Source organism: Methylobacterium sp. 4-46, assembly GCF_000019365.1.
In the GTDB taxonomy this organism is placed as follows: Bacteria; Pseudomonadota; Alphaproteobacteria; order Rhizobiales; family Beijerinckiaceae; genus Methylobacterium.
Genome location: NC_010511.1, coordinates 4,058,557 through 4,067,500, shown reverse-complemented (window position 1 = coordinate 4,067,500; position 8,944 = coordinate 4,058,557). Strand labels below are relative to the sequence as shown.

The window sequence follows — 8,944 nt, the reverse complement described above, 5'->3', positions numbered from 1 at the left end:
GGTCGCGGGTCGCCTCGAACCAGAAGCGCGCCGTCTGGGTCAGAACCTGCCCCTTGAGGGGGATCGCCGCCAGGATGCGATCGAAGGCGCTGATCCGGTCGCTGCTGATCAGGATGCGCCGCCCGTCGGGCAGGTCGTAATTGTCCCGCACCTTGCCGCGCACGTAGTTCGGCAGGTCCGGGAGCACGGCCTCGGCGAGCGCCTGACCGGCATAGGGGGCGAGGTCTTCGGCTCTCATGGCGGCTCCGGGGTCGGGTCTCGGGGGAGCGGCGTGCGCCCGCGGGGGCGCCGCTGTCAAACCGGCGCCCCGATGGCGATGCAGATCTTGCCGAGATGCGCACCGGATTCCTCGTGCCGGAACGCCTCCGCCAGCGCCTCCAGGGGGAAGCTGCGGTCGATCACCGGCCGCAGGCCCGTCGCGTCGAGGGCGCGCACGAAATCCTGCTGGTGGCGCCGGCTGCCGACGATCAGCCCCTGCAGCCGGGCCTGCTTGGCCATCAGCGCCGCGGTCGGCACCTCGCCGCCGCGCCCGGTGAGCACGCCGATCAGCGAGATGTGGCCGCCCACGCGCACGGCCGCGATCGATTGCGGCAGCGTGCCCGGCCCGCCGACCTCGACGACGTGGTCGACGCCGCGCCCGCCCGTGAGGCGCCGGACCGCCTCGCCCCAGTGCGGCTCGGCGCGGTAATTGACGAGGTGGTCGGCCCCGAGCGCCCGCGCCCGGGCGAGCTTCTCGTCCGACGAGGAGGTGGCGATCACGGTGGCGCCCATCGCCTTGGCGATCTGGAGCGCGAAGATCGAGACGCCGCCGGTGCCGAGCACCAGCACGCTGTCCCCGGCCTTGAGCCCGCCATCGACCACGAGCGCCCGCCACGCGGTGAGCCCCGCGGTGGTCAGCGTCGCGGCCTCGGCGTGGCTGTAGCCGGCAGGCGCGCGCGTGAACCAGGTCGCGGGCCGCACCAAAGCCTCGCGGGCGTAGCCGTCGACGCCGTCGCCCGGCACGGTGGAGAAGTCCCCGACCTCCGCCGGGCCGTCCTGCCAGAGCGGGAAGAAGCAGGACACGACCGCGTCCCCGGGCGCGAATTCGGCGACGCCCTCGCCCACCGCCTCGACCTCGCCGGCGCCGTCCGAGAGCGGGATGCGGCCGGCGAAGCGGCCATCGGTCGCCCGGGCCACGCCGTAATCGTGGTAATTGAGCGAACTCGCCCGCAGCCGCACCCGGATCTGGCCGGGTCCGGGCTCGCCGGGCTCCGGCAGGTCGACGGCTTCGAGCGCGTCGAGGCCTCCTCGGGCTCCGATCCTGATGGCGCGCATGGCGGGTCTCCGTCTCACGGGCTCTGCGGGCAGGCGGCGGGGCTCAGCGGTGCCCCACCGCCCAGACATAGGCCGCGACGGCCCTGAGGTCCTGCTCCGAGAGCGCGACCCCGCCCATCGGCGGCATCGCGCCGCCGTGCTTCCTGGGCTCGGGCACGCCGCTCGCGATCGTGCGGGTGATGCCCGCGAGGCTGCCGTCGCTCCACACCCACTCATGGTCGGTGAGGTCGGGTCCGATCGGCGAGCCCTTGGCGTCCGAGCCGTGGCAGCCGCCGCAGGTCGCCCCACCGATCTCCCCCACGAAGATCCGCGCCCCGCGCGCCACCTCCTCGCGCGTCGCCCCCTCGGGCACCGGCAGGGAGGCGGCCTCGCGCCCCGCATCCGGGTGGATGCCCTCGGGGGGAAGCTCCGCCCGCGAGCCCCTGGCGGCCGGCCTGGCCTCCGGGGCGGCGGCGATCGCCGCCTGCGGATTGCCGCCCTGGTAGGTGACGCGCCAGATCCGGCCGCGGACGTCGTCGGAGATGTACAGCGCCCCGTCCGGGGCGACCGCGAGGCCGGTCGGCCGGAACTGCGCCCGGCCCGGCTCCTTGACCGCGCCCGCGAACCCGTCCGCGAAGACCGCGAACGGCCCGGCGGCCCTGCCGTCCCTGAGGGGCTGGAACACCACGTTGTAGCCGCCCTGCGGCCCGGGGGCGCGGTTCCAGGAGCCGTGGAAGGCGATGAGCGCACCGCCCCGATAGGCGGACGGGAAGGCCTTCGGCCCCGCCGCGAGGTAGATCTTCATGTCGTTGGGCGCCCAATGGGCCGGGAAGGCCGCGACCGGCCCCTGGCGGTCGGCGCAGAGCCCGACCTTCCTGCCGCCGTCGCCGCCGTATTCGGGAGCGAGGACGAGCTTCCTCTGCTCGGCATCGTAGTAGCATTCGGGCCAGCCGTAATCGGCGCCGGCCTTGAGCTCGACCACCTCCTCGGCCGGCAGCTCGAATCCCTGCCGGGCGGTGTAGAGCGCCGGCCAGTTCTCGTGCAGCTGGTCGCGGCCGTGCTGGGTGACGAGGACGCGGCCCTCGGCGTCGAGGGCGAAGCCCTCGGCGTTGCGCAGGCCCGTGGCGTAGCGCTCGGCGGGCGAGAAGGTCTGGCCGGTCCGGCGCGCGTCGTAGCGCCAGATCCCGGCCCGCGTCTCCTTCTCGGTGCAGGGGGCGTGGCCGCGCGAGCCCGGCATGCGGTTCCTCACCTCGCAGGCATTGGTGGCCGAGCCGAGATCGACGAGGAGGTCGCCCTGCGGCGTGATCGCGAAGGGGTGCATCGGGTGGTCGCCGCCGAGCGGCAGGCCGGAGACGACCAATTCGGCCTTCGCCGTCGGCGCGAGGTCCCCCGGCGCGAGCGGGTAGCGCAGGATGCGGTCGTTGCTCTCCGCGTAGACGGCGCCCTCGAACAGGGCGAGGCCGGTGCCGCCGTGCCCGCCCTCGGCCGCGCTCTCGCCGAAGCGCTCGACCGCGTCGGCCTTCCCGGTCCCGGTGCGGTCCCGCAGGGCGAGCAGGAAGCCGCCCGGGGGCGCGGCGGTCTTGTAGTAGGACCCGCTCCAAGTATTGGCGTAGAGCGTGCCGTCGGGCGCCACCGCCATCTGGCGGACATGGCCGAGATCGTCCGCGAAGACCGTGGCGCAGAAGCCCGGCGGCAGGGAGAGCCCGGCATTGGGTCCCGGGCAGGCGCCCTCGGCCGCGAGCGCCGGGACGGCCGCGGCGAGCGCGAGGCCGAGGGAGGCGGCGGCCCGGAGCGGGCGGGAAGCGGGGCGGCGCGTCTCGAGCGCGGCGAAGCGGGCGCGCATGGCGCGGCCTCCTGGGCTGGGCGAGCGGGGCTCCGCGAGGGGCGCGACCCCGGGTCGGCCAGGATCTAGGGCGCGCCGCGCCGGGAGGGAGCCGGCCGCCCTCGCTTGACGGCGGCGGGGAGCGCCGGCAAGCGGGCCGCGTCCGGACGAGCCGGCACCGGCCCTGAAAGGCGAGCATCCCCCATGGGCAGAGCCCTCGACACGTTCACGATCGCCCGCGGCATCGTCATCGCGTCCGGCTGGACGACCGGGCGCCGGCCGCGGATCCTGTACGACGGCCGGCCGCTCGCCAGCGCCTTCCAGGCGATCGAGCGCCCCGACGTCGTCGCCGCCTTCGGCAAGCGGGCCGCCCGCTGGGGCTTCCGGCTCGCCGCCGTGACCACCCTGCCGGAGCCGGATCCGGAGCGGGTCGCGATCCGGTTCGGCTTCCGCGACGTCGTCCCGCTGACCGCCTACGCGGACCGCAACCGCGGCCGGCTGCTCCCGAAATTCGTCGACCTGGTCGCCGAGCGGGGCGGCTCGCTCCTGGAGATCGGCGCCCGGGCGCGCAGCGGCCACGTCTACCGCACTCTCTTCCCGGCGAGCGTCGCCTATACGGGCATGGACATCCTGGCCGGGCCCAACGTCGACGTGGTCGGCGACGCCCACCACCTGTCGCGCGTCCTCGACCGGCGCTTCGACTTCGCGTTCTCGGTCTCGGTCTTCGAGCACCTGCTGATGCCCTGGAAGGCCGCCCTCGAACTCAACCGCGTGCTGACCGACGGCGGCCTCGCCTATATCGGCTCGCACCAGGCCTGGCCGCTGCACGAGGCGCCGTGGGACTTCTGGCGCTTCTCCGACAATGCGTGGCGCGGCCTGTTCAACCGGCACACCGGCTTCGAGGTGGTCGAGACCGAGATGGGGCTCGAAGGCTTCACGGTGCCGAGCTTCTCCGGCGCCGGGCCGATCGCCGGCATCGACCGGCAGCCGGCCTTCCTGAGTTCGAGCTGCCTCGTGCGCAAGGTCGCGCCGCCCGCCGTGTCCTGGGACGCCGAGGTGGCGGAGATCTACGACCTGCACTATTCGCACGCGTAGGGGCGGACCGCCCGGGGGCATGGTTCGCCCGGGGGCATGGGCCGCTCGGCCGCCGCGCCCCTCGTCCTGCGCGCGAACGCGCCCGCACCGACTCGACTTCCGGACCGCCACGCCGGAGAGTGCGGCCGCGCTCACGCATGGGGGACACACGCACATGAAGCCGATCGGCAGGGTCGCGATCCAGGGTCTCGGGGCCTGTCTCCTCGCCGCCCTCCTCACGGCGCCGGCCCGCGCCGAGCCGGGCGAGGACGGCAAGCTGCGCGTCGGCCTGATGTTCACCCTGAGCGGCCCCTCGGCGGTGCTCGGCGAGCAGGGGCGCGACGGGTTCCTGCTCGCGCTCGAGACCATGGGCCGGAAGCTCGGCGGCCTCGACACCGAGGTGCTGGTGGTCGACGACGAGCTCAAGCCCGACGTCGCCGCCAACCGGGCGCGGGACTTCGCGCGGCGCGACCGGGTCGATTTCGTGGTCGGCCCGACCTTCTCGAACGTGCTGCGGGCGATCGTGCGGCCGGTCACCGAATCGGGCGCCTTCCTGATCAGCCCCAATGCCGGCACCTCGAACTACGCCGGGTCCGAGTGCAACCCGAACCTGTTCGTCTCCTCCTACCAGAACGACCAAGTCCACGAGGTCCTGGGCAAGGTCGCGCAGGACAAGGGCTACAAGCGCCTCGTCCTCCTCGCCCCGAACTACCAGGCCGGCAAGGATTCGCTGGCCGGCTTCAAGCGCTCCTACAAGGGCGAGGTGGTGAGCGAGATGTTCACCCCGCTGGGCCAGCTCGACTTCTCGGGCGAGCTGGCGCAGATCGCGGCCGCCAGCCCGGACGCGGTCTTCGCCTTCATGCCGGGCGGCATGGGCGTCAATCTCGTGCGGCAGTACCGGCAGGCGGGCCTCGCCCAGATCCCGTTCCTCTCCGCCTTCACGGTCGACGAGAGCACGCTGCCGGCCCAGAAGGACGCCGCGGTCGGCTTCTACGGCGGCGCCAACTGGGCGCCCGACCTCGACAACCCGCAATCCAAGGCCTTCGTGGCCGCCTACGAGAAGGCGTATGGCCGCGTGCCCGGCACCTACGCCATGCAGGCCTACGACGCCGCCCAGATGATCGACAGCGCCGTCAGGGCCGCCAAGGGCAACCTGAAGGACAGGGACGCGCTGCGCGCCGGCCTCAAGGCGGCCGAGTTCCCGTCGCTGCGCGGCCGATTCCGGATCGGCAACAACCACTTCCCAATCCAGGACTTCTACCTCGTCCGCGCCGCCAAGCGCCCCGACGGCAAGTACGAGACCCAAATCGTCGAGAAGATCTTCTCGGACTACCGCGACGCCTACGCCGCCGAGTGCAAGATGTGACGGGGCGATGCTGAACCTGTTCCTGATCCAGGCGCTGAACGGCGTGCAGCTCGGCATCCTGCTGTTCCTCGTGGCGGCGGGGCTGACGCTGGTCTTCGGCGTGATGGACCTGATCAACCTCGCGCACGGGGCGCTCTACATGGTGGGCGCCTACCTCGCCGCGACGCTGGCCGGCCTCACGGGCAGTTTCGGGCTCGGCCTCCTCCTCGCCCTGCCCGCCTCCCTGGCCTTCGGCCTCCTCGTGGAGGCGCTGGTGATCCGCCACCTCTACGAGCGCGACCACCTCGACCAGGTGCTCGCCACCTTCGGGCTGATCCTCATCCTCAACGAGGGGGTGCGGATCCTGTGGGGCAACGCCCCGATGAGCGTGGCCCTGCCCGAGGCCCTGTCGGGCGCGGTGCCGCTCACCGGCACGCTGCGCTACCCGCTCTACCGGGTGGCGATCATCGCGGCGGGGCTCGCCGCCGCCCTCCTCCTGCACCTCCTGGTCCACCGCACGCGGCTCGGCATGCAGCTGCGCGCCGGGGCCACGCACGGGCCGATCGTGGCGGCCCTCGGGGTCGACGTCCGGCGCCTGTTCCGGCTCGTCTTCGGGCTCGGCGCCGTGCTGGCCGGCTTCGCCGGCGCCATGGTGGCGCCGATCCTCTCGGTCGATCCCGGCATGGGGGATTCCGTGCTGATCCTGACCTTCGTGGTCATCGTGATCGGCGGGGTCGGCTCGGTGCGGGGCGCCTTCGTGGCGAGCCTGATCGTCGGCCTCGCCGACCAGCTCGGGCGCAGCTTCGGGCCGATCCTGCTGCGCAGCCTGATGGAGGCCTCGGCGGCGGCCCAGACCGGGCGGACGCTGGCCCCGATGCTGACCTACATCCTGATGGCGGGCGTGCTGGCCTTCCGCCCGGCCGGCCTGTTCCCGGCGCGCGGCCGATGAGCGGCGCCCCCTCACTCGGCGCGCGGCTCGCCGCGCGGACCGGCGGGGGCGGGCGGCTTCGCCCGTCGCGGTCCGGCCTCGCGGCGCTCGCCCTGCTCGCCGCCTTCGCGCTCGTCCCGCCCGCCGCGCAGGCGCTCGGCCTGCCCTTCCTGACCGCGACGGCGACCCGCATGCTGATCTTCGGGCTCGCCGCCCTCTCCCTCGACCTCGTGCTCGGCCTGGGCGGCCTCGTCTCGTTCGGGCACGCGGCCTTCCTGGGCATCGGCGCCACCGCGCTCGGCATCCTCGACGCGCACGGCCTGCGCGACCTCGCCCTCCAGGTGCCGGCCGCGGTCGCGTCCTGCGGGCTCTTCGCCCTCGTCACCGGGGCGATCGCGCTGCGCACGCGCGGCGTCTACTTCATCATGATCACGCTCGCCTTCGGGCAGATGGCGTATTTCCTGGCGGTCTCGCTCGCGGCCTATGGCGGGGACGACGGGATGGCCCTGTCGCGGCGCTCGACCCTGTTCGGCCGCCCGCTCCTCGACGGGGACGAGGCCCTGTTCTACGCCGCCCTCGCGGTCATGGCCGGCGCCCTCCTCGGCCTGCGGCGGGTGGCGGGCTCGCGCTTCGGCCGGGTGCTGCGCGGCACGCGCGACAACCCGACCCGCATGGAGGCGATCGGCTTCCCGGCCTTCCCCTACCGGCTCACCGCCTACGGCCTGGCGGGGGCGCTGGCGGGCCTCGCCGGCGTGCTGCTCGCCAACCAGGCCGAGTTCGTCTCGCCCGCCTACATGAGCTGGCAGCGCTCGGGCGAACTCATCGTCATGGTGGTGCTCGGCGGCCGGGGCACCCTGGTCGGGCCGGTGGTCGGGGCGGCGGCGCTGATCGCGCTGGAGGAGGTGCTGGCGCGGCATTCCGAGCATTGGCGGCTCGGCCTCGGCCTGATCCTGGTCGCGAGCGTGCTCCTCGGCCGCGGAGGCCTCGCGGGCCTCGTTCCCGGCCGCGGAGGCCGGCCGTGAGCCCGCTCCTGCGCGTCCGCCACCTGCGCAAGTCCTACGGGGCGCTGCGCGTCACCGACGACGTCAGCCTCGACGTGGCGGCGGGCGAGATCCACGCCATCATCGGGCCGAACGGCGCCGGCAAGACGACCCTGATCCACCAGCTCTCCGGGCGCCTGCGCAGCGACGGCGGCACGGTGCTCTTCGCCGGGGAGGACGTCACGCGCCTCCCGATGGTCGGCCGCGTGCGCCGCGGCCTCGCGCGCTCGTTCCAGATCACCTCGCTGCTCGACGGCTTCACGGTGCTGGAGAACGCCGCCCTCGCCGTGCAGGCGCGGGCCGGGTCGAGCTTCCGCTTCTTCGGCGCGGCGGGCCGCGAGGCGGCGCTCAACCAGGAGGCGGCGGCGGCCCTCGCCCGGGTCGGCCTCGCCGACCGGGCCGCGCGGCGGGCCGGGAGCCTGTCGCACGGCGAGAAGCGCCAGCTCGAGATCGCGGTGGCGCTCGCCACCGGGGCGCGCCTCCTCCTCCTCGACGAGCCGCTCGCCGGCACCGGCGCGGAGGAATCCGCCGCCCTGGTGCGGCTCCTGCGCGACCTGCGCGCGACGCACACGATCGTGCTGATCGAGCACGACATGGAGGCGGTCTTCGCCCTCGCCGACCGGATCAGCGTGCTGGTCGACGGCCGCGTGGTGGCGAGCGGCGCCCCCGCGGCGGTGCGGGCCGACCCGGTCGTGCGCGCGGCCTATCTGGGCGAGGAGGCGGCCTGATGCTGCGCGTCGAGGGGCTGGAGAGCGCCTACGGCGAATCCCGCGTGCTGTTCGGCATCGACCTCGCGGTCGGGCCCGGCGAGGCCGTGACACTGCTCGGCCGCAACGGCATGGGCAAGACCACGATCGTCCGCTCGCTCTTCGGGCTGCTGACGCCGCGGGCGGGCCGGGTGCTGATCGACGGCGAGGACATGGCCGGGCGCCCGTCCCACCTCATCGCCCGGCGCGGCCTCGGGCTGGTCCCGGAGGGCCGGCAGGTCTTCCCGACCCTCTCGGTGGAGGAGAACCTCGTCGCCACCCACCGCAGGCCGGCGCGGGGCCCCGCCCCGTGGACGCTGGCGACGGTCTACCGGCTGTTTCCGCGCCTGAAGGAGCGGCGGCACCACGGCGGCAACGATCTCTCGGGGGGCGAGCAGCAGATGCTGGCGATCGGCCGCGCCCTGATGACGAATCCGCGCCTCGTGGTGCTCGACGAGGCGACCGAGGGGCTGGCGCCCCTGATCCGCGAGGAGATCTGGGCCTGCCTGCGGGCGATCCGGGACGAGGGCGCGGCGATCCTGGTGATCGACAAGAACGTCGAGGCGCTCACCCGCCTCGCCGACCGCCACGTGGTGATCGAGAAGGGCCGCGTCGCCTGGACCGGCACCAGCGCGGCGCTGGCGCGCAGCCCCGAGGTGAAGGACCGCTTCCTGCACGTGTGAGCCGCCGGACATG

General features: G+C 74.2%; 9 protein-coding genes (1 of these 9 cut by a window edge). 6 read left to right on the top strand and 3 right to left on the bottom strand.

From position 1 onward, the window contains the following. The 3 genes in view from M446_RS17460 to M446_RS17450 are tightly spaced (at most 56 nt apart) and all read right to left on the bottom strand, a layout consistent with a single transcriptional unit that may run on beyond the window. Positions 1 to 238: the beginning of a phosphoribosylaminoimidazolesuccinocarboxamide synthase gene (locus M446_RS17460; RefSeq protein WP_012333427.1), read on the bottom strand. The gene continues 740 nt to the left of window position 1, outside the view; 238 of the gene's 978 nt are visible here — the first part of the coding sequence; it begins with the start codon at positions 236 to 238; its stop codon lies beyond the left edge, outside the window. A 56-nt stretch (positions 239 to 294) separates the two neighbouring features. Beyond that, the gene (locus M446_RS17455) at positions 295 to 1,314 is read right to left on the bottom strand and encodes a zinc-dependent alcohol dehydrogenase family protein (RefSeq protein WP_012333426.1); all 1,020 of its coding nucleotides are present in this window, start codon (positions 1,312 to 1,314) and stop codon (positions 295 to 297) included. Positions 1,315 to 1,357: 43 nt separating this feature from the next. Continuing rightward, positions 1,358 to 3,136: a c-type cytochrome gene (locus M446_RS17450; RefSeq protein ID WP_012333425.1), complete on the bottom strand. Its 1,779-nt coding sequence runs from the start codon at positions 3,134 to 3,136 to the stop codon at positions 1,358 to 1,360. Positions 3,137 to 3,319: 183 nt separating this feature from the next. Between M446_RS17450 and M446_RS17445 the strand changes: the two genes are divergently transcribed. The 6 genes from M446_RS17445 to M446_RS17420 all read left to right on the top strand — a co-directional run bounded on the left by M446_RS17445 (position 3,320) and on the right by M446_RS17420 (position 8,931). Further along, positions 3,320 to 4,210, top strand: coding sequence for a methyltransferase domain-containing protein (locus M446_RS17445; protein WP_012333424.1), 891 nt, complete (start codon positions 3,320 to 3,322; stop codon positions 4,208 to 4,210). A gap of 154 nt (positions 4,211 to 4,364) precedes the next feature. After that, positions 4,365 to 5,555: an ABC transporter substrate-binding protein gene (locus M446_RS17440; protein ID WP_012333423.1), complete on the top strand. Its 1,191-nt coding sequence runs from the start codon at positions 4,365 to 4,367 to the stop codon at positions 5,553 to 5,555. Positions 5,556 to 5,562: 7 nt separating this feature from the next. Continuing rightward, positions 5,563 to 6,483: a branched-chain amino acid ABC transporter permease gene (locus tag M446_RS17435; protein WP_012333422.1), complete on the top strand. Its 921-nt coding sequence runs from the start codon at positions 5,563 to 5,565 to the stop codon at positions 6,481 to 6,483. Continuing rightward, a complete protein-coding gene (locus tag M446_RS17430; RefSeq protein WP_012333421.1) occupies positions 6,480 to 7,484 on the top strand; it encodes a branched-chain amino acid ABC transporter permease in 1,005 nt (334 codons plus the stop codon). The genes M446_RS17435 and M446_RS17430 overlap by 4 nt, the downstream gene beginning before the upstream one ends. Next, complete coding sequence (locus tag M446_RS17425) at positions 7,481 to 8,230, top strand: ABC transporter ATP-binding protein (RefSeq protein ID WP_012333420.1); 750 nt, start codon at positions 7,481 to 7,483, stop codon at positions 8,228 to 8,230. The genes M446_RS17430 and M446_RS17425 overlap by 4 nt, the downstream gene beginning before the upstream one ends. Continuing rightward, on the top strand, positions 8,230 to 8,931 hold the full coding sequence (locus tag M446_RS17420) for an ABC transporter ATP-binding protein (protein WP_012333419.1): 702 nt from the start codon (positions 8,230 to 8,232) through the stop codon (positions 8,929 to 8,931). Before M446_RS17425 ends, M446_RS17420 begins: the two co-directional genes overlap by 1 nt. The last annotated feature ends 13 nt before the right edge of the window (positions 8,932 to 8,944 follow it).